26 protein-coding genes are annotated in these 21,217 nt (G+C 40.9%); 13 read left to right on the top strand and 13 right to left on the bottom strand.

Annotated features, from left to right (window positions below):
* Positions 1 to 161: 161 nt before the first annotated feature.
* Both R0K30_RS13680 and R0K30_RS13675 read right to left on the bottom strand, forming a co-directional pair.
* Positions 162 to 1,385: a cation:proton antiporter gene (locus R0K30_RS13680; RefSeq protein WP_230030966.1), complete on the bottom strand. Its 1,224-nt coding sequence runs from the start codon at positions 1,383 to 1,385 to the stop codon at positions 162 to 164.
* A gap of 3 nt (positions 1,386 to 1,388) precedes the next feature.
* Positions 1,389 to 1,886, bottom strand: a complete 498-nt coding sequence (locus R0K30_RS13675) for a cation:proton antiporter regulatory subunit (protein ID WP_099728552.1) — start codon at positions 1,884 to 1,886, stop codon at positions 1,389 to 1,391.
* 353 nt (positions 1,887 to 2,239) lie between these two features.
* Between R0K30_RS13675 and R0K30_RS13670 the strand changes: the two genes are divergently transcribed.
* Entirely contained in the window at positions 2,240 to 2,434 is a 195-nt protein-coding gene (locus R0K30_RS13670) for a hypothetical protein (RefSeq protein ID WP_410611232.1), read from the top strand.
* Between the two features lie 23 nt (positions 2,435 to 2,457).
* Complete coding sequence (locus R0K30_RS13665; protein ID WP_410611230.1) at positions 2,458 to 3,231, top strand: enoyl-CoA hydratase; 774 nt, start codon at positions 2,458 to 2,460, stop codon at positions 3,229 to 3,231.
* Positions 3,232 to 3,442: 211 nt separating this feature from the next.
* Here R0K30_RS13665 and R0K30_RS13660 read toward each other — a convergent pair whose 3' ends face one another.
* Positions 3,443 to 3,631, bottom strand: coding sequence for a YhzD family protein (locus R0K30_RS13660; protein WP_099728548.1), 189 nt, complete (start codon positions 3,629 to 3,631; stop codon positions 3,443 to 3,445).
* 171 nt (positions 3,632 to 3,802) lie between these two features.
* Here R0K30_RS13660 and R0K30_RS13655 point away from each other — a divergent pair, with 171 nt between their 5' ends.
* The 4 genes from R0K30_RS13655 to R0K30_RS13640 all read left to right on the top strand — a co-directional run bounded on the left by R0K30_RS13655 (position 3,803) and on the right by R0K30_RS13640 (position 9,176).
* Entirely contained in the window at positions 3,803 to 5,017 is a 1,215-nt protein-coding gene (locus tag R0K30_RS13655) for a metallophosphoesterase family protein (protein WP_410611227.1), read from the top strand.
* A 16-nt stretch (positions 5,018 to 5,033) separates the two neighbouring features.
* Entirely contained in the window at positions 5,034 to 7,820 is a 2,787-nt protein-coding gene (locus R0K30_RS13650; RefSeq protein WP_410611225.1) for an ATP-binding protein, read from the top strand.
* A gap of 62 nt (positions 7,821 to 7,882) precedes the next feature.
* A complete protein-coding gene (gene yhaM / locus R0K30_RS13645) occupies positions 7,883 to 8,830 on the top strand; it encodes a 3'-5' exoribonuclease YhaM (RefSeq protein ID WP_099728545.1) in 948 nt (315 codons plus the stop codon).
* A gap of 115 nt (positions 8,831 to 8,945) precedes the next feature.
* A complete protein-coding gene (locus tag R0K30_RS13640) occupies positions 8,946 to 9,176 on the top strand; it encodes a sporulation YhaL family protein (RefSeq protein WP_041089925.1) in 231 nt (76 codons plus the stop codon).
* A 53-nt stretch (positions 9,177 to 9,229) separates the two neighbouring features.
* On the opposite strand, the gene R0K30_RS13635 is transcribed toward R0K30_RS13640, so the two are convergent.
* Positions 9,230 to 10,114 carry a peptidylprolyl isomerase gene (locus R0K30_RS13635; protein WP_099728544.1) on the bottom strand — a complete coding sequence of 295 codons (885 nt, stop codon included), beginning with the start codon at positions 10,112 to 10,114 and terminating at the stop codon, positions 9,230 to 9,232.
* Positions 10,115 to 10,275: 161 nt separating this feature from the next.
* On the opposite strand from R0K30_RS13635, the gene R0K30_RS13630 reads away from it, so the two are divergent.
* Positions 10,276 to 10,362 (top strand): YjcZ family sporulation protein, encoded by an 87-nt coding sequence (locus tag R0K30_RS13630; protein ID WP_008361129.1) that lies wholly within the window; start codon positions 10,276 to 10,278, stop codon positions 10,360 to 10,362.
* Between the two features lie 145 nt (positions 10,363 to 10,507).
* On the top strand, positions 10,508 to 10,597 hold the full coding sequence (locus tag R0K30_RS13625) for a YjcZ family sporulation protein (RefSeq protein WP_017360317.1): 90 nt from the start codon (positions 10,508 to 10,510) through the stop codon (positions 10,595 to 10,597).
* A gap of 53 nt (positions 10,598 to 10,650) precedes the next feature.
* Here the strand turns inward: R0K30_RS13625 and R0K30_RS13620 are convergent, their stop codons facing one another.
* Positions 10,651 to 10,836, bottom strand: a complete 186-nt coding sequence (locus R0K30_RS13620) for a hypothetical protein (protein ID WP_072368131.1) — start codon at positions 10,834 to 10,836, stop codon at positions 10,651 to 10,653.
* An 82-nt stretch (positions 10,837 to 10,918) separates the two neighbouring features.
* A complete protein-coding gene (locus tag R0K30_RS13615) occupies positions 10,919 to 11,437 on the bottom strand; it encodes a DUF3267 domain-containing protein (RefSeq protein ID WP_099728543.1) in 519 nt (172 codons plus the stop codon).
* A gap of 230 nt (positions 11,438 to 11,667) precedes the next feature.
* Here R0K30_RS13615 and R0K30_RS13610 point away from each other — a divergent pair, with 230 nt between their 5' ends.
* Positions 11,668 to 12,012: a YhaI family protein gene (locus R0K30_RS13610; RefSeq protein WP_410611222.1), complete on the top strand. Its 345-nt coding sequence runs from the start codon at positions 11,668 to 11,670 to the stop codon at positions 12,010 to 12,012.
* Here the strand turns inward: R0K30_RS13610 and R0K30_RS13605 are convergent.
* Both R0K30_RS13605 and R0K30_RS13600 read right to left on the bottom strand, forming a co-directional pair.
* On the bottom strand, positions 11,990 to 12,610 hold the full coding sequence (locus R0K30_RS13605; RefSeq protein ID WP_099728541.1) for an HTH-type transcriptional regulator Hpr: 621 nt from the start codon (positions 12,608 to 12,610) through the stop codon (positions 11,990 to 11,992). The two genes, R0K30_RS13610 and R0K30_RS13605, sit on opposite strands and share 23 nt — an antisense overlap.
* Before the next feature lie 187 nt (positions 12,611 to 12,797).
* A complete protein-coding gene (locus R0K30_RS13600) occupies positions 12,798 to 13,154 on the bottom strand; it encodes a YtxH domain-containing protein (protein ID WP_099728540.1) in 357 nt (118 codons plus the stop codon).
* Between the two features lie 128 nt (positions 13,155 to 13,282).
* Here R0K30_RS13600 and yhzF point away from each other — a divergent pair, with 128 nt between their 5' ends.
* Positions 13,283 to 13,474: a membrane protein YhzF gene (gene yhzF / locus R0K30_RS13595; protein ID WP_034321482.1), complete on the top strand. Its 192-nt coding sequence runs from the start codon at positions 13,283 to 13,285 to the stop codon at positions 13,472 to 13,474.
* 47 nt (positions 13,475 to 13,521) lie between these two features.
* Here yhzF and R0K30_RS13590 read toward each other — a convergent pair whose 3' ends face one another.
* The 3 genes from R0K30_RS13590 to R0K30_RS13580 form a co-directional block, all read right to left on the bottom strand.
* Positions 13,522 to 14,040, bottom strand: a complete 519-nt coding sequence (locus R0K30_RS13590; RefSeq protein WP_230030961.1) for a tryptophan transporter — start codon at positions 14,038 to 14,040, stop codon at positions 13,522 to 13,524.
* A 127-nt stretch (positions 14,041 to 14,167) separates the two neighbouring features.
* On the bottom strand, positions 14,168 to 15,247 hold the full coding sequence (gene serC / locus R0K30_RS13585) for a 3-phosphoserine/phosphohydroxythreonine transaminase (RefSeq protein WP_230030960.1): 1,080 nt from the start codon (positions 15,245 to 15,247) through the stop codon (positions 14,168 to 14,170).
* A gap of 159 nt (positions 15,248 to 15,406) precedes the next feature.
* A complete protein-coding gene (locus R0K30_RS13580) occupies positions 15,407 to 15,835 on the bottom strand; it encodes an HIT family protein (protein WP_410611218.1) in 429 nt (142 codons plus the stop codon).
* Positions 15,836 to 16,302: 467 nt separating this feature from the next.
* Here R0K30_RS13580 and R0K30_RS13575 point away from each other — a divergent pair, with 467 nt between their 5' ends.
* Genes R0K30_RS13575 through R0K30_RS13565 form a run of 3 tightly spaced genes read left to right on the top strand, consistent with a single transcriptional unit; the run spans position 16,303 to position 19,011 of the window.
* Entirely contained in the window at positions 16,303 to 17,043 is a 741-nt protein-coding gene (locus tag R0K30_RS13575) for an ABC transporter ATP-binding protein (protein WP_099728537.1), read from the top strand.
* Positions 17,036 to 18,256 (top strand): ABC transporter permease, encoded by a 1,221-nt coding sequence (locus R0K30_RS13570; protein WP_256499438.1) that lies wholly within the window; start codon positions 17,036 to 17,038, stop codon positions 18,254 to 18,256. The genes R0K30_RS13575 and R0K30_RS13570 overlap by 8 nt, the downstream gene beginning before the upstream one ends.
* 53 nt (positions 18,257 to 18,309) lie before the next feature.
* A complete protein-coding gene (locus tag R0K30_RS13565; RefSeq protein ID WP_099728535.1) occupies positions 18,310 to 19,011 on the top strand; it encodes an EcsC family protein in 702 nt (233 codons plus the stop codon).
* A gap of 31 nt (positions 19,012 to 19,042) precedes the next feature.
* Here the strand turns inward: R0K30_RS13565 and R0K30_RS13560 are convergent, their stop codons facing one another.
* Together R0K30_RS13560 and R0K30_RS13555 are read right to left on the bottom strand one after the other, a co-directional pair.
* Complete coding sequence (locus R0K30_RS13560) at positions 19,043 to 20,230, bottom strand: M20 family metallopeptidase (RefSeq protein ID WP_410611214.1); 1,188 nt, start codon at positions 20,228 to 20,230, stop codon at positions 19,043 to 19,045.
* Between the two features lie 501 nt (positions 20,231 to 20,731).
* Positions 20,732 to 21,217: an antibiotic biosynthesis monooxygenase family protein gene (locus tag R0K30_RS13555; RefSeq protein ID WP_099728533.1), complete on the bottom strand. Its 486-nt coding sequence runs from the start codon at positions 21,215 to 21,217 to the stop codon at positions 20,732 to 20,734.

The following is a 21,217-nucleotide window of genomic DNA, read 5'->3' as shown; positions in this document are numbered from 1 at the left end:
GTCTTCTTTTCAGCGTGATATGAAAACCCTTGAAGTCTAGGAAGGACGAGTACCGGAGCGGAGCGAATTTGACATTCGTGAGCACCGGAACGCAGGACTGACACCGAATACGAGGGTTTGTCTACAAGCTGAAAGGGCCCTTTATTCGGGACCCTTTTTGGTTAAATGGTTGTTTCTTTTTTCACTTTTGGTTTTTCTATTTTCCATTTGAAAATTTTGTTTAGGATGTGATAGATGCGCTTAGATTCTTTCGTTACAAGGGGTCCTAAAATCGCAAGGATTAAGACGTATAATGCAGCAAATGGCTTCAATGTAGCGGCAAGCCCGCCTGCAATGCCAAGCTCAGCTACGATGATTGAAAACTCTCCTCTTGAGACGATGGTTAATCCAATATTAGAAGAGGCTTTATGAGAAAAACCAGCTCTCCTTCCAGCGAACATACCGGCAGTGAAGTTCCCAATTAAGGTGAGAATCACAGCGCCGATCGCAAGCCAGAAGGCGTCTCCTAATGTAAATGGATCAATACTCAGACCGAAGCTGAAGAAGAACATTGCCCCAAAGAAATCTCTAAATGGAACAACGAGATGTTCGATGCGGTCAGAATGCTCTGTTTCTGAGAAAACAAGGCCAAGTAAGAGAGCACCAATTGCCTCTGCTACATGGATCGTCTCTGAGAAACCAGCGACAAAGAACAAAGCGGCAAAAATCACAATGATGAACACTTCGTTTGAACGGATATCGAAAAGCTTGTTTAATCGTTTTGGCAGCTTACGCGCGATGATAAAGAAAAGCATCATATAACCAAAAGCGATTAAAATAGATAATAAGGCACCGCCAACAGATGTGGCATCTCCAAGGACAAGACCTGATACGACGGATAAATAAACGGCAAGGAAAATATCCTCAAACATAATAATCCCAAGAATTAATTCTGTTTCAGGGTTCGCTGTCCGTTTCAAATCCACAAGGACTTTGGCAACAATAGCACTAGATGAAATAGTGATAACCCCTGCCATAATGAGAACCTCGAGGAATCCAAATCCTGTCATAAAACCATAAAGCAGTCCTAGGCTAAAGTTGATCAAAATGTAAATAGTTCCGCCGACTGCAATGGATTTGCCCGATTTCATGAGCTTTCCGACAGAGAACTCAAGTCCAAGGTAGAAAAGAAGGAACAAGACACCCATTCTACCAAAAAACGAAATAATTTCCGTGCTTTCGATAAATTTCAAATCAATGATCCCGATGGTCGGAGCGTGCGGACCAACAATCATTCCGAGAACGATGAGAAAAGGAATGATAGAGAATTTAATTTTATTGGCAATTAAGCTGGCAATGGCGATGAGAATCAGCGCCGTCCCAACTTCAAAGACTAAATGATCCATTCATCACTCTCCCCCTCTAGAAAGAAAATCACGTATCAATCGCTTCAAGTGTTTTCTTTCGCCTGAAATGACCATCGTATCATTTGCTTGAATAATCGAATCAGCGCCCGGGTTGAGTAATTTTTCATTTGTATGTTTAATGATTGCAATCACGGTTACTTCATAATTTTGTCTCACATCTAAATCACCGAGTGTATGTCCAACCGCTTTTGCGCCTTTTTCCACCTTAAACCATTCAATGATCAAGTCATTGAAGGCCATTTCAATGGTTTCAAGGGCCTGCGGCTTATACACCATACCGCCGATAATCGCAGCGATTTGCCGGGATTCAGCATCATCGAGAGAAATGGTGGACAGAACTTCCTCTGGATCATCATCGTCAAAGCGATAAATCTCCCGTCTGCCATCATCATGAATCACAATCGTCATCTTTTCTCTATTTCTCGTTTCAATTTCAAATTTCTTTCCGATCCCTGGAAGATCATTTTCTTTAATGTTCATTTTATCCCTCCGAATATGATAGGTTGTGTTTTTCATATAGTGAATACGGATGAAATAAAATGAATCAGTAGAGGTAATTTGATTGACACATAATGGGGATCGCACACTTCATTTCCAAAAAACATAGATCAATGGATAATGCTGTTGATGGAGCTCGCTTTAAAAGAAAAGCTTTTGGATCAACCATTGATAATCTGTGCTTTAACAGAATAGATTAGGCATGTTTTTTTGAAAATGGAGGTGTCTTCACTGCGTTTATTTCTTCATCATAGATGGATGGAGAAATAAAATGGGATGTGCTCGCTTCTGCCTGTGAAGCAAAAACGACATTTGAAAAGGGAGAAAACATGACGATGAAGCTAACCAATATGAGTATGGAACACCTTATCAATCATCCTCCCCCTTTCAAATCATTTTTTTTTCTCATTTTACTATATAAAAATATATTTCTTGTTTCAACAATTATGCTTATTTTAGTATCAATTGATCTTGAAATTTTTTATTCAGATGAAAAGGAATTACTCGATGGAAAGGGAAGTAAGTCATAAGCTGATAAGAAAGAGGGGAATGGATGATGACATATATCAATTGTCAGTTAGACGGGGATATTTTTGAAATCGTTTTCAATAGGCCTGAAGCTTATAATTCATTTCATGTTGACATGTTTGCTGAATTGAAGGAAGCATGTGATACAGCGGGGGAAAGCAGTGCAAAAATCGTTGTGATCAAGGGAATGGGAAAAGGGTTTTCGGCCGGCGGAGATATTGGAATGATGCTGAAGCAGGATCGTGAAGAAGATTTTCATCGTGTGATGGATTTGATCGAGGGAATTACACTATCTCTAGCCCGAATGAAAAAAGTGACGATTGCGCTTGTCCACGGGGCAGCGGCGGGCCTTGCTTTTAGCTTTGCTCTAAGCTGTGATTATTTGTTTATGCATCAGGATGCAAAACTCGCCATGAATTTTAATGGAATAGGCTTAATTCCAGATGGCGGAGGACATTTTTTCCTCACAAAAAGAGTAAGTGAACAAACTGCCAAACAATTGATTTGGAGCGGACAAAAGCTGTCGGCTCAAGAAGCGCTCGAGCTTCGTCTCGCAGATGGCGTGTTTCAGGATGAGGTCGATACGTATCAAAAAATGTGTGTGAAGCCGTTTATAAACATGCCGCTTCAAGCTTTTATTGAAACAAAGATGATCTATTTCCAGCAGTCAGAATCACAGCTGTTAGCAGTTCTTCAAAAGGAGCGGGCGGCACAGGCAAGATTGAGGCAAAGTCATGATCACAAGGAAGGCATCCAGGCCTTTTTAGAAAAAAGACGTCCTGTGTTTCAGAAAGTATAAACGAATGCCGGCTTCAGCGTGTAGACAAACCCTCGCATTCGGTGTCAGTCCTGCGTGCCGGTGCTCACGAATCTCAAATTCGCTCCGCTCCGGTACTCGTCCTTCCTAGACTGCAAAGGTTTTCTATCACGCTGAATAGAAGACAAAGGGCTAAAATAAAGATCATTTTAGCCCTTTGTCAACAATGTGAGGCCGGCGAATGCCGGCTTTTTTAACGTTCAAATAAAAGAAGTTTGCCTGCATCATCAACGAGACGATGAGAATGCTTCGTGTATTGCTGTTCGATTAAGCGATGACGCCCTAATTCCTTCGCCTTTTCATCACTATCTGTTGTGATTTTTTCATTTAATAAGGTCTCACCTGACCGATCAAATACGGTTAAAAAGTATGCTTTTTCCATTCTTCATCTTCCTTTCCTCTGTTTTTTAATGTAATTAAACAAGGGATAAGACAAAACCTCTTTTTTGCCTTTAAAAATGTGTTTTTTAGAAAGAGAGTGATAGAACGTGCATTCGCAAAAATGGCGTGATAAAATATGGACAACTACAGTATCGGACAAGGAGATAGACGTTTGACTAAGCTCACCTTTATTCATGCCGCAGATCTTCATTTAGACAGTCCATTTGCGGGAATGTCGCATATACCAAGCCAAATATTTAAGCGGCTCAAAGAAAGTACATTTCAAAGTGCCAAGAACATGTTTGAACTCGCTATTGATCGAGCAGTAGACTTTGTGCTGCTGAGCGGAGATTTATTTGATGAATCAAATCGCAGCCTGAAAGCACAGCTTTTTTTAAGACAGCAGTTTCTAAGGCTGCAAACACACGGGATTGAAGTCTTTATTATTTACGGTAACCATGATCATTTAGGCGGTGAATGGACACCGATTGAGTGGCCAGAGAATGTTCACGTTTTCTCGAGTCATACGCCAAGTGAGCAATCTTTTTATAGAGGGGATCAGCTTGTCGCAAGTATTTATGGGTTTAGCTACAAAGAGCGGGCTGTCTATGAAAATATGACATCTCATTACGTTAAAACGACAGATGCTGCCTATCACATCGCCATGCTTCACGGCACATTAGCGGGTCAAGAAGGACATGATGCGTATGCGCCATTTCAGCTTCAGCAGCTCCTTTCGCGGGATCTCGATTATTGGGCGCTTGGACATATTCATAAGAGAGCCCTTCTCCATGAAGACCCATTTATTATTTACCCTGGGAACATGCAGGGCAGACATATAAAAGAAACGGGAGAGAAAGGCTGTTACTTTGTTCACCTCTCCGAAGATTCTGAGACAGCGGAGTTTATTTGGTGTGCAGATGTCATCTTTGAGACATTGACAATAGACATCACAGAAACGGTTCATATGACGGACTTGGTGACGCTTGTAGAAAGAAAGATCAATGAACTGAAAGCGCAGGGTGTTCCTCATTTTGTGAAAATTGAATTGACTGGTGATGCGCCTGCTTACTTTGAGCACACGCAGCTTGAGGTGCTCGAGGAGCTGATGGCTGTTCTTCATGAGCAAGAAGAAGATGAAGACGTGTTCGTTTGGGTGATGTATATTGACTGCCGAACAAACGAGGATGTCGTCTATCCAGAAGATTTCTTTTTGAAAGAACTGACATCAGAAATTGCACAGTTTGAGGCATATGAAGAGCTGCTCTCACCGATCAAGCGTCACCCAACCTATAGGAAGTCAGGGAAAGTTCTCACAAAAGAGGACGAAGTGGATATAAAAGAAGAAGCACAAAGATTGCTGACAGAACAGCTGAAGCAATTATGAGAAAAGGAGAGGCATGATGAAAATACGTTCACTCCATATTGCGAATTTCGGGAAATTTTCAAATCGAACCTTTCACTTTTCTGGCGACGGTTTTCAGCTAGTTTATGGCCTGAATGAATCGGGGAAAACGACATTGAAGGCGTTTATTGAATCGATGTTATTTGGTTTTTCAAAAAGCAAGATGTATAAGCCGAAGCAGGGGTCTTTTTATGGTGGATCTCTCACTTGTGTAGATGAGGAGTTAGGTGTCATTCATATTGAGAGAACGTCCGATCAAGGCGGTCAAGCACAGGTGTTATTACCAAATGATGAAGTGAAAGGCGAAGCTTTTCTACGCACTATTTTAAAGGGAACGGACCGCAGATTATTCCAATCAATTTATTCATTTGATGTGTTTGGACTGCAAAATGTCCAAGCCTTAAGCCAAGATCAAATCGGTGAATTTCTACTCTTTTCAAGTTTATTTGGTTCAGATGCGGCCTCAAAGATGGATAGCAGGCTGCTAAAGCTGCAGGAGCAGCTATTTAAACCAAATGGACGCAAGCCGGAATTAAACCAGCAGCTTGATCGTTTAAAAGAGCTGACAGGCCAGCTGAAACAAGCCAAATTGGTAGAAGGCCGTTATGCCGAAAAGAAACGGGAGCATTCTGAATTAACGGAGAGTATAGAAAAGCTTCAAAATGAAATGAAACAGGTAGAAGAAAATATTCATCAACTGACGGAACACATTCGACTGTATCCCATGATAGAGAACAAGGTGGAGCTAAAAAAAGAATTGGGGCATTATCCAGAACGAGTCAAACGATTTAAACAAGAAACAGAGCATGAACTTGATAAACTAGAATCACACCTTCACCCGAAAAAAGCGCAATTGACGGCACTGAAGCAGAAATTAGATCAATTGCAAACCTCGCTGGCCCAAATGCAACCACTCTATGAAAATGATACGTTAATGGAGATGAAACGTGTCGTCGATGAATCGTCTGAGGCTGAGCTTGTGATGAAGCGCTTAGCAGAAGGTAAAGCAGAGCGTGATTCACTGAAACAAAAAATAGAAGAAGCGACAGCGAAGCTGAGGTGGCAGCGTCCAATTAAGCTGGATCAGATTGATGACTCACTTGATTTTGAGTGGGAATTAAAGGAGGCTGTCAGCCAATACGTTCGTTTAATGGATAGAAAAGGGCAGCTGGATGACCGATTTGATCAAGCAAGACATGAGCTAGAAGAAGCGGAAACCGCTCTAAAAGGATTAAAGGAACAGCAGGTCAGGCAGCAGGGCACAGAAGATGTCAGAGGAACAAGAACGAAAGAGAAACAGGTTCATTCCCGGGCGTGGTTACTCCCGGTCATGTTTATGTTTGATGCGGTGATCCTGCTCGTATTATTTTTTTTAGCAGAGTGGTGGGTGACATTCCTCTTTGCAGTGTTTTCTGTTTTTGTCTTCATTGCCATTTATCCATTCATTAAACTTTCTCAAATGAGGCGAGGAAGCGGCGGAGAGACCTCTGATTCCTTTCAGGTCCAAGCAGCTTCAGCTGAAACGCTTGTGAGGCAAAAGGAGCTTCTGTACGAAAGAATCATCCGGCAATATGAAGACTGGGAGCTAGAGCTGGAACCGGTCCAACAGCAAGTAGAGGAAATGAAAAGACAGCTGGGCTTGTCCTCAGAGCTTTCTTTCCTCGTAGAAGCCTTCCATATCCTGAAACAATTAAAAACGAACACAGCAGCATATGAGGAGCTTACTCGGGAAATAGACGTGCTCGCCGACCAGCATTCAATCTACGAGCGTAGAGTGTTAGCGTTAAGCAGCATACTTCAAAGAAATGAAGGAACCATTCAAAAGAACATCTCAGCCTTTCAAGAGATATTGAAAGATGAGGCGAAAAGAGAAAAAGAACGCCAGGCATTGAACGTATCCATTCAACATGTGGAGCAGCAGCTGACAACGCTAGAAGGGGAAATTCAATATTACGAAAAACAAATTGGCGAGCTTTTTCGTCAAGTAGAAGCGGAGTCAAAAGAAGATTACCAAGTACTTTCCCATCTATCTAAAGAATACCGGGAGCGGCTGTACAATTTGCAGCAGCTGAACCAAGAGCTGCATAGAAGCGGCAGTTTTAATGAGGAAGAATGGATTGCTCGGAAAGGATTACGCCTCCTTGAGGAGGAATGCGCAGAAGCGAAGCAGCATCTACATGACATTCAACTGAACTTGAGGAATATGGAAAAGCGCTTAGCAGAACTAGCAGTGGACATCCGGCAAATAGAAGCATCAGGTACGGTGTCTGATTTGACTCATCAGCTTGCAGCCGAGCAGGAACATGCAAAGCACCTTGCGAAAAAATGGGCAGCTATTCAGCTTGTCCGCTCCGTCATTCGAGAAAAATTGAATGAACATAAAGAAACAAGGCTGCCAGCGCTCCTTCAAAGAGCTTCCAGCTTTATTCAGCCGTTAACAAATGATCGATATGAAGCCATTTTATTTTCAACTGAAGATGACCGGCTGATTGTAAAAAGGGTGGATGGACGAATATTCCGCCCAGAGGAGCTTTCGCAGGCAACATGTGAACAAATCTATCTCGCGATTCGTTTTGCGCTCGCTTTGTCTCATCAGCAAGATTGTCAGCTCCCATTTATGATGGATGACAGCTTCGTTCATTTTGATCATGTTCGCCTAGGAAGAGTGCTGGAGATGATGAATAAAATGACTCGTTTTGAGACACAGCTGTTTTATTTCACCTGTCATCATCATATGAAGCAAGCAGCAGAAGAGAGCCAGATTACGAGTTTAGCAGTTGAATGATTGACAAATAATGACTTATGTTATACTTATATGAGCAGAAATATGGAAGGAGCTTTTATTGAATGGCTAAAGGGATCATGACCTATGATGTCGGCGAACAAGTTGACCTGCATTTATTAATTAAATCATCTACTAAAGGGATTGCAAGTAATGGCAAACCATTTTTAACATTAATTCTTCAAGATCAAAGTGGGGATATTGAGGCGAAGCTATGGGATGCAAAGCAGAATGATGAACTCACATATGCCGCGCAAACCATCGTGAAGGTAGTAGGTGACATTCATCATTATCGCGGGAGGAATCAGCTGAAGCTTAGGAATATACGCCCTGTTGCTGAAAACGAGCAAATTCGAATTGATGATTTTCTCGAAACAGCTCCTATTCCAAAACACGATATGATGGATACGATTATGCAATATATCTTTGATATGAAAAACCCTAATATTCAGCGTGTCACACGGCATTTGCTGAAGAAATACGGACAGGAATTTGCTGATTATCCAGCAGCGACAAAAAATCATCACGAATTTGTCTCAGGTCTCGCCTATCACGTGGTGTCCATGCTGCATTTAGCGAAATCAATTGTTGACCTATACCCATCACTTGATCGAGATCTTTTATATTCTGGCATCATTCTTCATGATTTAGGGAAAGTAAAAGAGCTTTCGGGTCCAGTCTCAACCACATATACAGTTGAAGGGAATTTAATTGGACATATTTCGATTATGGTGACAGAAATTGCGAAAGCTGCAGAAGAGCTTGGCATTGATTCAGAAGAAATTCTGATTTTACAGCACTTAGTACTGAGTCATCACGGAAAAGGAGAGTGGGGCAGCCCGAAACCACCAATGGTGAAGGAAGCCGAAATTCTCCACTATATTGATAATTTAGATGCGAAGATGAATATGATGGATCGTGCGCTTGAGCATGTGAAGCCAGGAGAATATACAGAACGTATTTTTGCTCTAGAGAATCGTTCATTTTATAAACCAACCTTTCATGATCAATAACAATGTCAAAACGTCCGTTTATGCGGGCGTTTTTTTCATAACTTGTCTTCTTCTCGCATAAGCATGTAACACAAAGGAAGAGAGAGCAGTTCTGAAAAAAGGAGGCGATGAAAAAATGTTGTTTTTTCCATGGTGGGTGTATGCATGTATCATTGGCATTATTTTCTGTGCGTATAAATTAATGACAACGGCCAAAGAGGAGCAAGAAATTGATCAATCCTTTATTGAAAAGGAAGGAGAAATTTTTATCGAGCGAATGGAACAAGAAAGAGAGCGCAGACGTCAAGATCAGCAAGTGAAAAGATCACAGGATACGGCGGCACATGAAGATCACTCGATTGCTTAATCAGGTCATATAAAAACCCCTCTGCACGATCACGGCAGAGGGGTTTTTTGTGATTACTGGTTTTGTTGAGGTTGTTGATTTTGTGCGGGTTGTTGAGACTTTTCTTTGAATGTGTTTTCAAGTTCTTTATCTTTTACTTTCACATCGGCATCTTTCACCAATTTGTTTAAGATCGTTTGGATTTCATTTGTGTCTGCTTGTTTTTGATTAAGTAGTTCTTTTTTCAAGTCTGCTTTCATGTCATCGTATTTACCGCGTTCTTCGGTCTTTTTAATGATATGGTAGCCAAATTGTGATTTCACTGGTTTGCTGATTTCATTCACCTTTAGTTTGAAAGCAGCTTTACTGAAGTTCTCGTCCATTTGACCTTCTTTTGCGAACCAGCCTACATCGCCGCCTTGTGCTGCTGAAGCCGTGTCAGTTGAATATTCAGACACAAGGGCATCCCATTTTTCACCTTTATCTAATTTCTTTTCCACTTCGTCAGCTGTTTTCTTATCAGCTACTAAAATGTGGCTCGCGCGGATTTTTCCTTTTAGGTCATCGTAATACGCTTTTACTTCTTTATCAGTGATTTTGATGTTAGCTTTGGCAGCCTTTTGAGTCAGCAGCTCATATTTTACTTGATCTTTGATGTAATCTTTTCCGAATTCATCTTGAAGTTGTTTTAAACGATCTTCACCAAGTGTCTTTTTATATTCTTCCATTTTCTTATCAATTTCTTTATCTGATACTTTGTATTTGTCAGCAAGAACCTTTTGTTGAACAAGTAGGTTTAAAGCATCTCCACCTGCTTGTTTCTTAAGAGTTGTATAAAGTTCTTCTTTTGTGACATCTCCTGATTTTGTTGTTGCGATTACATCTTTATCACCGCTACTGCATGCGCCAAGAGTTAAAACACTTACTGCTGTTACAGCTGCTAAAGCCATTTTTTTCATTCAAAAAACACTCCTAATCTTTCCAATTTATTTATCATTGTTTGTATCATAACATATTGTGACACGCTGTAAAAAGAAATGCAAATGGGAGGGCATTCGTCTAGTCAAAAATTTGCGCGCCACATACACATATAGTGATCACAAAAAGGAGGCTGAATTATATGGGAGCAGGATATTCTAATGGGTTTGCTTTATTGGTCGTGCTATTCATTTTGCTGATCATCGTTGGTGCAGCATATCTTTACTAATTAAATCGCTGTTACAGAAAGGAGCCGTCCTGTCATGCGTGCGGGCGGTTCTTTTTTCAAACGATGACAGGTGCCTAAACGTTTTCAATTTTTCTGCATACACTGTGCTTAGAACAGAGGAAGAACTGGCAGGAGGTGTTTTCACATGGGAGGAGAAGTCTTTGCTGGCGGTTTTGCACTAGTCGTCGTGTTATTCATCTTATTGATCATTATCGGTGCATCTTGGATTTGCTAATAGATCATAGAATACAAAAAGCTGCCCTCAAACTGGCAGCTTTTGCTTTGATCTTAAATAGAAATGGTAATTTCAACAAATGATGAGATAAGTAAGATCAGTATCGATACATTGATAAAGCGAAACACCTTATCTTGCCGTTCTTCAGGAATCTCTCTGACAAGGCATAATGTATTAGTAAGCCTGTTTATTGAATACACAATAAACGCGGCAAAGACGATGAAGTAAAATAAAACTATCGGAGATCCCCCCTCTCTATGCTATTCCCATACTACATTACCAAATTTTTTATGAAAAAGATAGAAGTTGGCTTTAAAAACCTCATGATGAGGAAGTTTGGTCAACTAAAATATCAAACTCGTCTTGGGCTTGATCAATGATACAGGATTTTGGTGCTTTTAGCAGTTTCCATGCAAATAAAAAATCAGGCAAACAATAGCCTGCATGAATACTTGCAATGATGATAAAATAGTGTGCGTACATTGGAAACGCCATGCCTAAAAAAAAGTAAACAGGTGAGATGACACAAAACGGGCTGAGCAGTGAGAAAAGCATCACTCTCTTTGGCACGCGCTGCCAGCAATTTCGTTTAAATAACGTCATTTTTTTCTTGTTTTTCATCACTGGAATCAAGTGAACCACACGGTGGACAAGCAATGTCGCAAGTAAAAGCACAGCAAAAAGCGGTGCATTGTGACTGCTTAGTCTCGTTTCAGGATGAGTCAGTTGAAAACATAAAAAAGCCATAATGAAAAAAAGTACAGCAAGACTTATAGCTGAAATCACCATTCTCGTATAACCATAATCCTTTTCAAGATTAATGGTCTTCCAACAATTCATTTTCATCCTTCCAATCTAAAATCTAATTGAATATCTCCAGATAATTTACTCTTCCTGAGGATAAAAATCAATGGTTTTTATGAAAAAAAATAAAATGTTGCATTCATATGGAATAAAGAGAGGAAACTTTGGATTTTTCAAGAAAAAAAGACATAAGGGGGAGGTTCGTCTCTTTCGTCAATGAGTCATTTCGGCTAAAATAGAAAGACTAAGAGAAAGAGGGAACGTACATGAGTATTGAGGAACGAATGAGCCAACTCGAATATTATATGGAACTTTTACTGACGGCGACAGATATGAGCCGTTATCCATATTATGCGCTATTGATCCTGCAGCGTGTATCGAAAGAAGAAGCAGAGGATATTGAGCGTATTTGTGCTGAGCTTTCAGATGAAATGGACAAGCAAAAAGCACAAGGCTATGTCATGTTTGACGATCTCCTTGCGCTTTTTGCGGGACAGTTAATTGAAAAGCTGGATGTTCATGAGACAATATTTGCTTTACATGATCAAGGGCTGTTTCAGCCGTTAATGAATGAATTTATAAAGATCATTAAACAATTTGATTTGATTTAGCCGCTTTTTCTGCTGCCTCAGCTGAGTCTTCGAGTTCCTCAGGCTTTTTCGTGATTTTTCCACGCTCATTCAAAAAGTCCTTCTCAATGTTTGAAAACGATTTCTCAAAAATCTCCATGAAGTCCTCACCATAAATGTTTCGGATAATACACATCATTTCTAAAATTTCAGGGAACTTTCCGTAAATGTCATGAAGCGGCTGTGCGCCTTTGACAATACCAGTTCGGGCCGGGTCGAAATCTTCGAGTAGTTTATGGAATGTCTCTTCGCCTTTTGGCGTTAGCTCAATATACGTATTGCGTTTATCGTTTAACTTTTTAGAAAATTTCAAAAATCCTCTTTCTTCCAGTTTTTTGGAGAAGTTAAACGCAGTTGATACATGCATGACGCCAAACTTTGCAATTTCTGATATTGAAGCTCCTTTTAATTGATACGCAATCCACAAAATATGATGTTCATTAATATTCAGGTTATACGGTTTGATCCACTGCTGCCAGTCTTTCTCAATGGATTTCCAAAGAGCTTTGCTCAATTGGGCCATTCTTTGACTGAATAAAAGTGCTTCTTTTACATCGAAAGGCTGTTCCGAATGATTCATCCATTTCACCTACTTCTCTTTTTCTTGTAATTCTATTATGCCAATAAAATAAAGATTAATAAAGCTGAAAATTCAAGAATTTTTAAAAGTCATGAAAAACATTGACAAAATAACCTTTTTTCAACAAAAAAAGTGCGGGATACGCACCCCGCACACTTTTGTAAACGAATATTTATTTGTGAGTATATTAGTTTTGTAAGGTTTTCTCCAGTTGTTTAAGCTTTTCCTCAATTTCCTGAATTTCCTTTTGTAAGTCCTGCTGATGAGGTTTGATTTCTTCGCGCCATTGCTGAATAGATGTTTGCAATTCAGTCCCAACCTCTTTAATGACTTCTGCACTTTCTTTTGCCGTTGCAACAATTTGCTCTTTTAAAGCTTGTCCGTCTCTTTTTAATCTTGTCAGCGTATCTTCGAATTTGTCATAGCTGTCTTTCATCTTTCCGCGTACATCTCTGCCAGAAGAGGGAGTCGTCAGGAGCACTGCCGCACCTCCGAGGAGACCGCCTACAAATAATCCTGTTAATAAAGAACGTCCACTAGCCATTCAAATCACCTCTAGTCAAATTTTACACATTCGCATGTTCTCTCTTAGCTGATGATCAGCTTCATTGAACTTCCATACATAGCTTGCTTTATTTTAGCATACTTTTGAAGAAAAGGGAGGGGAGAAGGTTGTCTGTCTTTCTGTTCGTTTTTACGTGTATCGGTGTCGTTTTCACAGGTGGTTCGATTCATTATGCAAGACAGCTTGGGTATGCAGGGTCTTATCCGCCAAAACATGTATTAAAGCAAAAAGCACTTGTGTGTGCGGCAGGTGCAGGGATTTCGCTTCTCGTTTTGCTGCTTACCCTTTTTCTTTTATAAAAGCATGAAAAAACCTCTTCATCTGACATGAAGAGGTTCGTTATGCGTTATGCAACTTCTATCATTCTTGCACGCCTTAGAATGGACTGAGCAATTGGGAAGACAAATACCATGGCAATGGTATTAATCACAACTGCTGGCAGGACAACACCCACAAGAAGTGCTGGTAATGCAGCTGGCAGTCCTGTGATCAGTAAAGCGGCAGATAGGAAAATCACGCCGGATACGGCGGTTCCAATAGCTGTTAGCACAGCGGTCAGCACGATTTTGTTCTTCATCTTCTGGCAAGATAAGAAAAGGGCTAGGAAGATAAAGGCTGTCACTGGTTTATCAATCATATTTGGAATTTGTCCGCCTGGGAAACCCGTTGTCAAAGCGGAAATGACACCAGTCACTAGGGCAATCACGACTACATGCTGTACCTTAGGGAAAAGGATGATGCTTAAAAACATCATGACCAGCATCATATCAGGTTTCATTCCGAAAAAGATGGGCGGGAAAATCGTATGCAAAACAGCTCCCATTGCTGCAAGCAATGACATAATCACTAATTCTTTTGTTTTCATTTCTATGCTCTCCTCTGCTAAGCTCTTATAGGACTCTCCAATAATATGGCTCATCATTTATTGCAAGAGTCATCATTTGATAGTTCTCGTTATTATAACAAATTGATTTCATGATAGAAAAGCCTTTTTACTCATTTTCTTGCTGGAACTTTTTCATAAAGTCCGCAAGCTTTTGGCAGTCTTCAATTGAAACCGCATTGTAAATAGATGCTCTGCATCCACCGACAGAACGGTGTCCTGCAAGTCCAACCATTTGTTCTTGTTTGGCTTTCTCCACAAATGATGCGGTGAGTGTGTCATCACGAAGGGTAAACGTGACATTCATATGAGAACGGCTGTCAGCGCGGGCATGCCCTTTGTAAAAGCCGCCACTTTGATCAATCGCCTCATAGAGAATGCCCGCTTTTTGTTCATTGCGTTTTTCCGCTGCTTCTACGCCGCCAGCGTTTTTGACATGCTCAAGGACAAGAGACAGCATATAAATCGCAAAAGTCGGTGGTGTGTGATAAAGAGAGTTGGCTTTTGCGTGTGTTGAATATTTTAATATTTTAGGCGTGCCGCTTTTTTCTTTCTCTAAAAAACGTTTGCGCGCGATCACAATCGTGATACCAGAAGGTCCTAGGTTTTTTTGTGCACCGGCGTAAATGAAATCAAATGAAGAAACGTCTATTTGTTTGCTGAGAATATCGCTGGACATGTCCGCAATGAGCGGCAATGAATTGTCCGGGAACGTTTTCCACTGTGTGCCGAAGATCGTATTGTTTGATGTGATGTGCAAGTAAGCACCGTCTGTTAAACCGGAAGCATCTACATCTGGAATATACGAATAATTGTCATCTTCACTTGAGGCAAACACAGACGTTTCACCAAATCCTTTTGCTTCTGACAATGCTTTTTCTGACCAAGCGCCTGTTTGAATGAAATGAGCGGTTTCACCTTCATGTAAGAAGTTCATTGGAATCATCGCAAATTGAAGACTAGCTCCGCCTTGTAAAAAGAGGATCTCATAATCTTCTGGAATGTCCATCAGCTCCACTAAAAGCGCTTTTGCTTTATTGTGGACTTCTTCATATTCACCGCTGCGATGAGAAAGCTCCATCACAGACATCCCAGTTTGTTTAAAATCAACAAGTTCTTCCTGTGCTTTTTGAAGCACTTCTAGCGGCAGTGCCGCCGGACCAGCATTAAAATTCGTCGTTCGCTTCATCACAATCTCTCCCTATTTCTCGCGTTAATGGATCAAAAGATAAAACCATCCTATCACAAATTTGAAGCATTTGGACAAAAAATTTGAATCGTTCTAAATATCTTACTATTAAGAAATGAAGGGGATAAAAAGGGGTAGAAATGAGAAAAACCTCATCTATTAAGATGAGGTAAGCCGCGTGTGGATGGCAGAAGAAATCTCTTTTAAATCCTCTGACGTGTATTGGTCTTGATGTGATTTCCATACGGCACCAAAGCCATCGCCTTTGCCGTAACGCGGAATGATATGCATGTGGTAATGGAACACAGATTGTCCGGCTTTTTCGCCGTTGTTGTTCAGGAGGTTTAAACCAATTGGTTCAAATTCCTGTTTGATCGCCCTTGCAATTTTCGGAATCGCTTTGAAGTAGTGATTAGACACTTCTGGTGTCATGTCATAGATGTTTTCTTTATGTATTTTCGGGATAACAAGGGTATGCCCTTTTGTTACTTGGCTAATATCAAGAAAAGCCAATACATGCTCGTCTTCATATACTTTTGCACATGGAATGTCTCCATCAATGATCTTGCAAAAAATGCAGTCGCTCACGCCGTGTCACTCCTCATTATTTTTTCCTTTATCGTATCACAAAAAGAAGCAAAAAAGAAAACAGGACAAGCGAACTCCTTTGGTCGCTCATCCTGCTCCTGCAGAAGAAATGCTGATGCTTTCATTCGATATGCCTTTTGAATTCTCTATTTACTGAAATAAAGAATTCATATGCCTGCTATTTCTGCCGTAAACACCTCATTTGACGATTGTATAGGACACAAAAATCAAGAATCAGTGAAGCAAAACAGAAGCTAAGGTTTTTAGATGAAAAACCAACTTGTCATGCGGTACTTTGCCTTTAACAAACACCTCATTTACTTATTGGTCATCAAGTTCATTTCTTCTACATACATTATGATGACCAATGCGCCTATTTTTTATTCAGGCTCGTCTATAGGTAAACATTTCAAATTACCTTTCGTTTTTGGTACTATAAAGGAAAAAAGAAAGAAAGGAACGAACTCATGTCCCTTTTAACTGTAAAAGATGTAACGGGTGGATATACGAAGAATCCCGTTCTAAAAAATATTTCATTTGAATTAGAAAGAAATCAAATCGTCGGTCTCATTGGCTTAAATGGAGCGGGGAAAAGTACAACCATTCGTCATATCATCGGTCTGATGAAACCACATAAAGGTGTCATTGAACTGAATGGACGAACATTACAAGAAGATCAAGAGGCGTATCGTTCGCAATTCACCTTTATTCCGGAAACACCTGTCTTATATGAAGAGTTAACACTAAAAGAGCATTTAGAGCTGACAGCGATGGCTTACGGTCTTTCAAAGGAACAACTAGAAGAACGTCTACCATCATTGCTGAAAGAATTTCGAATGGAGAAACGGTTGAAATGGTTCCCTGCTCATTTTTCTAAGGGTATGAAGCAGAAGGTCATGATTATGTGTGCGTTCCTTGTTGAACCAGAGCTGTATATCATCGATGAACCGTTTTTAGGGCTTGATCCTCTTGCGATAAATGCACTATTAGAACGAATGAATGCTGCAAAGACAAGCGGCGCTAGTGTCCTGATGTCAACGCATATTTTGGCGACAGCTGAACGTTATTGTGATTCCTTTATTATTTTGCATGAAGGTGAAATCAGAGCGAAAGGAACACTGACAGAGCTAAGAGAGCAGTTCAACATGAGAGATGCGACACTCGATGATCTTTATTTGGAATTAACAAAGGAAGAAAACTATGAGTAAAACAACGCAAACCATTTGGAAATCACGATTAGAGGAACACATGCAAGACACAAGAAAATATTTAAAATACATGTTCAATGATCATCTTGTCATTGTGCTGATTTTTTTCCTTGCAGGCGGGGCGAGCTGGTATAGCGGCTGGCTCAAACATATTCCAACTCACTTCCCTTCGTACTGGGTCATGGCAGTTGTTTTCTCATTGGTGCTGACAAGCTCTTACGTACGTACGTTGATCAAAGAGGCAGATCTCGTGTTTTTGCTTCCTCTGGAAGCGAAGATGGAGCCTTATTTAAAAAACGCTTTTAACTTTAGCTTCCTTTCTCAGCTGTTTCCTTTGATTGCCGTATCGATTATCGCACTCCCGCTTTATTCGGCTGTATCTTCAGGAGATCTCATGCTTTATGTGCTGGTTTTGGCGCAAATGATCTTGATAAAGGGCCTGAATACAGCGATTCAATGGAGAATCACTTATTTTCAAGGAAAGCATGTCAGATGGCTTGATGCAGTGTTTCGTTTTCTATTGAATACATTTCTGATGTATACCGTTTTACAGGCAGCCTATGCGATTGCAATCGTTCTTTATCTTATATATGCCGTCTATCTTATTTACTTAACAAATGCAGTGAAAAAACAGCCTTTTCAATGGGAATTGCATATTTCTGATGAATTAAAACGGAAACAGCGCTTTTATCGCTTGGCAAACTTATTTACAGATGTGCCTCATTTAAAGAAACAGGTGAAAAGAAGAGCGTACATGGACTGGATCTTGCAGTTTGTTCCTTACGAGCAGCGTAAAACTTTTTCTTACATGTATGTGAGGGCGTTTTTACGTTCAAATGATTATTTTGGTCTTGTGTTTAGATTAACGGTCGTGTTTGTGCTGATTATTCTGTATACAGGCGCAGCAGACTGGGTGGGCGCGTTACTTGTCTTGTTCACAGTATTTATCACTGGTGTACAGCTTGTTCCGTTAACGAAGCACTTTGCGCATCTTTCGTTACAGGCACTATATCCAGTTTCTCAGCAAGAAAAGGATCGTAGCTTCTTTGTTCTCGTCCGTAATGTGCTCATCATTCAATCGATTTTGCTGAGCTGCGCGGTACTCCCAGCAGGAGGATGGAAGGGAAGTGGACTTGCTCTTCTCATTTCATTGACATTTGTGCTTGTTCTATTCAAGCCTTACGTCCAAAGTCGATTAAAAAAGATGAGATAAGTGGAAATCTATTTTTTTCAGCGAGCGTATGATGACATCAAGGAGGGAACCGGATGAATGCAGCTGAACGGGAGTTGTATGATGAGGCCATTCTTTTTCAAACGCGATTTTTAAGAAAACCTTCAAAGATCGAACGATTTTCAAAAGGAGTTCAGCAGCAAGTGAATCGCCGAATACCTGCGAGATTTCATCAAGTCATCACAAGTGCGGTGAAATCAATGGTCGAATCCACCGTATCAGGGACGCACTTCACTTCATTTTCAGTGATCGATGAACAATTAACGATCGTAGAGCGAAATGAGCTGGCAAAGGATAAAGTGAAGTATTATCAAAAGGCGGCGGCGATCGAAGGAATTGGAACAGGGGCAGGCGGTGTATTCCTTGGAATGGCGGACTTTCCGTTGCTGCTGAGCATTAAAATGAAATGTCTTTATGAGCTGGCATGTATTTATGGCTTTGATTTGTCTCAAAAAGAGGAAAGACTCTTTTTGCTCTGTATTTTTCAACTCGCCTTTTCAAGCAGTGCACATCGTCAAAAGATGATGAAGGTCATTGATGATTGGGAAACAAGCCGGGAGGAAATGGATTGGTACAGCTTTCAGCAGGAGTACCGAGATTACATTGACCTTGTGAAGCTGTTTCAATTAATGCCAGTCGTCGGTGCGGCTGTTGGCGGGGTGGCCAATCATCAGCTGACAGGACAGCTCGGAGATGTTGCACGCCATGTGTTTCACTTACGAGTATTGAAGAAATGAAGTGAAAAAGCCGCTGATCAGCGGCTTTTCTTCATTCATCATAGGAAAGAACGGCGTGAGCGAGTACCTTTGCTGCGACTGGCATTGCTTTTTCGTTGATATCGAATTTCGGATGATGATGTGGATACATATCCTGGCTGTTTTCTGGCATGGCTCCTGTGTAGAAGAAGGTGCCAGGAACATGCTGTAGGTAGTAAGCGAAATCTTCTCCGCCCATTTGGGTTTCCGCTTCTTTTACTTCTATGACACCTTCTGTCTGTCTTGCTATTTCAGCAATATATTCAGTTGGCTTTGGGTGATTTTTGACAGCAGGATATCCTCTCACATATTTATATGTGTACGATGCATCATGCATGTGGCAAACCCCTTTCACCACCTGTTCAATTTCACGTTCAATGATATGACGTGCATTTTCTTCAAAGGATCGTGCAGTGCCGGTTAAAACTGCTGAATCTGCAATGACGTTAAAGGCATTCTCAGCCACAAAACCTCCAACCGATACAACAGCTGAATCAATTGGATTGACTTTACGGGCGACGACCTGCTGCAAGTTTGCGACAATTTGTGAACCGATGAGTACAGCATCTTTTGTTAGATGAGGCTGGGCGCCGTGTCCGCCTTTACCTTGGACTTGAATAGAGAAACGGTCGGCGGCTGCCATAAAGTTCCCGCTTTTATACAGAACGGTGCCACAAGGCTCTGATGACCAAAGGTGAGTACCGAATATGACATCGACTCCGTCTAAACAGCCGTCTTCAATCATCGGCTTAGCACCGCCTGGAGCATATTCTTCAGCGTGCTGATGAATGAGGACGATTTTCCCTTTTAATTGATCACGAAGCGCATGTAAGATCTTTGCTAATACAAGAAGGGTCGCTGTGTGCCCGTCGTGACCGCATGCATGCATCACACCTGGTTTTGTCGATCGATAAGGCACATCCTTTTCATCGTGGATGGGCAGTGCATCAAAATCAGCTCTGAGGGCAATGGTCGGCCCTGGGGAAGCTCCTTCAATAAAAGCAAGAACACCATGACCGCCCACCTGAGTACGTGTAGGTATATGTAATGTTTCATAGTAATTCGCGATGAAAGCGGCTGTTTCTTCTTCCTGAAAAGAAAGTTCTGGATTCATATGGAGATGGCGTCTAATTTCAACCATTTCCTCATAATGTTCATCAAGACGTTCATTGATGCTTTTTTGTAAAGTGGATATTGACATTGATCCGAAAACCTCCTTCATGCTCTTTTACTGATTGTATGGTAATTGTTAGAATCTTTCAACAGAAGAGGATTTCGTGTTCAACATCAAAAGGTCATTTTACATAAAAGTCGAAGGTTGATATGAAACTGGAAAAAGGGGGAAGTGGCATTGGGGAGCTGTCCAAATTGTTCAAAAGCATTTTCTTTCGTTGAAAAGTTTCATTTATCACATACGAGAATGATGATGTGTCCAAGCTGTCGGCACCAAATCAAAGAAACGTTTGTCTCAAAGATGAGTTTTTTCATGATCTGCTTGATTCCGCTATTGGTGCTGCTTATTCAGTTGAAAGGCGCTTCACCTATGTTGAAGTGGCCGATCTTATTAGGGTGGATATTGCTGAATTTCTATGTGCTTCAGCCTATCATTCATCGGTACGAGCTTAAGTGAAGATAATGAAAAGAAGAGCCCGGCTAATGGGCTTTTTTTTATGAAAAAAGAAGTGCTAAAAGCAGCACTTCCTTAATTGTCTGTGACGGCATGGTAGGATGTGAGATAGGCAGGACGAGAGAAGATGGAGCCTGTATCCTCGTGCGGCTGAAAGAACGCTTCTGATTCTTGAAAGTCTTGAAATAAATCCTCTGATTCCCAAAGTGTCAAAATCAGATAGACCTCTTCATCTTTTTGTGGTCTTAAGACACGCAGAGCCTTGAAGCCGCGCTGATGCTCTGAGATGTTTGTTTTCTTCTGAAAGGTGGATTCAAAAAGTGCTCTGCTTTCAAGCTTAACAGGGATATGATTCAAGGTGACGAAGCCAGATTGGACAAGCTCGCCTTTCGCATAAATCACATCATAGGCATGAGGGGCTTTAAATACGGTCTCTCCCTCGGTTTCATGAAAAAGAGCCGCTTGTTCTTTTCCAACCATATAAAGTAGATTTTCCAGATGGTGTTTCTTTGCGATTTTATGCAAGAAATCTGCTGTTCCATATGTAATATAGACATTCAT

The organism is Bacillus sp. SIMBA_154, from assembly GCF_046536015.1.
In the GTDB taxonomy this organism is placed as follows: domain Bacteria; phylum Bacillota; class Bacilli; order Bacillales; family Bacillaceae; genus Bacillus; species Bacillus pumilus_P.
The sequence above is the reverse complement of the archived record's forward strand: the minus strand, read 5'-3'. Positions and strand labels throughout refer to the sequence as shown.

What these genes read in the sequence shown, in the direction of transcription:
- R0K30_RS13680 (WP_230030966.1), bottom strand. Translation starts at nt 1,385, where the DNA reads ATGGATCATTTAGTCTTTGAAGTTGGGACGGCGCTGATTCTCATCGCC.
- R0K30_RS13675 (WP_099728552.1), bottom strand. Translation starts at nt 1,886, where the DNA reads ATGAACATTAAAGAAAATGATCTTCCAGGGATCGGAAAGAAATTTGAA.
- R0K30_RS13670 (WP_410611232.1), top strand. Translation starts at nt 2,240, where the DNA reads ATGAAGCTAACCAATATGAGTATGGAACACCTTATCAATCATCCTCCC.
- R0K30_RS13665 (WP_410611230.1), top strand. Translation starts at nt 2,458, where the DNA reads ATGATGACATATATCAATTGTCAGTTAGACGGGGATATTTTTGAAATC.
- R0K30_RS13660 (WP_099728548.1), bottom strand. Translation starts at nt 3,631, where the DNA reads ATGGAAAAAGCATACTTTTTAACCGTATTTGATCGGTCAGGTGAGACC.
- R0K30_RS13650 (WP_410611225.1), top strand. Translation starts at nt 5,034, where the DNA reads ATGAAAATACGTTCACTCCATATTGCGAATTTCGGGAAATTTTCAAAT.
- yhaM (WP_099728545.1), top strand. Translation starts at nt 7,883, where the DNA reads ATGGCTAAAGGGATCATGACCTATGATGTCGGCGAACAAGTTGACCTG.
- R0K30_RS13640 (WP_041089925.1), top strand. Translation starts at nt 8,946, where the DNA reads ATGTTGTTTTTTCCATGGTGGGTGTATGCATGTATCATTGGCATTATT.
- R0K30_RS13635 (WP_099728544.1), bottom strand. Translation starts at nt 10,114, where the DNA reads ATGAAAAAAATGGCTTTAGCAGCTGTAACAGCAGTAAGTGTTTTAACT.
- R0K30_RS13630 (WP_008361129.1), top strand. Translation starts at nt 10,276, where the DNA reads ATGGGAGCAGGATATTCTAATGGGTTTGCTTTATTGGTCGTGCTATTC.
- R0K30_RS13625 (WP_017360317.1), top strand. Translation starts at nt 10,508, where the DNA reads ATGGGAGGAGAAGTCTTTGCTGGCGGTTTTGCACTAGTCGTCGTGTTA.
- R0K30_RS13615 (WP_099728543.1), bottom strand. Translation starts at nt 11,437, where the DNA reads ATGAATTGTTGGAAGACCATTAATCTTGAAAAGGATTATGGTTATACG.
- R0K30_RS13610 (WP_410611222.1), top strand. Translation starts at nt 11,668, where the DNA reads ATGAGTATTGAGGAACGAATGAGCCAACTCGAATATTATATGGAACTT.
- R0K30_RS13605 (WP_099728541.1), bottom strand. Translation starts at nt 12,610, where the DNA reads ATGAATCATTCGGAACAGCCTTTCGATGTAAAAGAAGCACTTTTATTC.
- R0K30_RS13600 (WP_099728540.1), bottom strand. Translation starts at nt 13,154, where the DNA reads ATGGCTAGTGGACGTTCTTTATTAACAGGATTATTTGTAGGCGGTCTC.
- R0K30_RS13590 (WP_230030961.1), bottom strand. Translation starts at nt 14,040, where the DNA reads ATGAAAACAAAAGAATTAGTGATTATGTCATTGCTTGCAGCAATGGGA.
- serC (WP_230030960.1), bottom strand. Translation starts at nt 15,247, where the DNA reads ATGAAGCGAACGACGAATTTTAATGCTGGTCCGGCGGCACTGCCGCTA.
- R0K30_RS13575 (WP_099728537.1), top strand. Translation starts at nt 16,303, where the DNA reads ATGTCCCTTTTAACTGTAAAAGATGTAACGGGTGGATATACGAAGAAT.
- R0K30_RS13570 (WP_256499438.1), top strand. Translation starts at nt 17,036, where the DNA reads ATGAGTAAAACAACGCAAACCATTTGGAAATCACGATTAGAGGAACAC.
- R0K30_RS13565 (WP_099728535.1), top strand. Translation starts at nt 18,310, where the DNA reads ATGAATGCAGCTGAACGGGAGTTGTATGATGAGGCCATTCTTTTTCAA.
- R0K30_RS13560 (WP_410611214.1), bottom strand. Translation starts at nt 20,230, where the DNA reads ATGTCAATATCCACTTTACAAAAAAGCATCAATGAACGTCTTGATGAA.
- R0K30_RS13555 (WP_099728533.1), bottom strand. Translation starts at nt 21,217, where the DNA reads ATGAATGTCTATATTACATATGGAACAGCAGATTTCTTGCATAAAATC.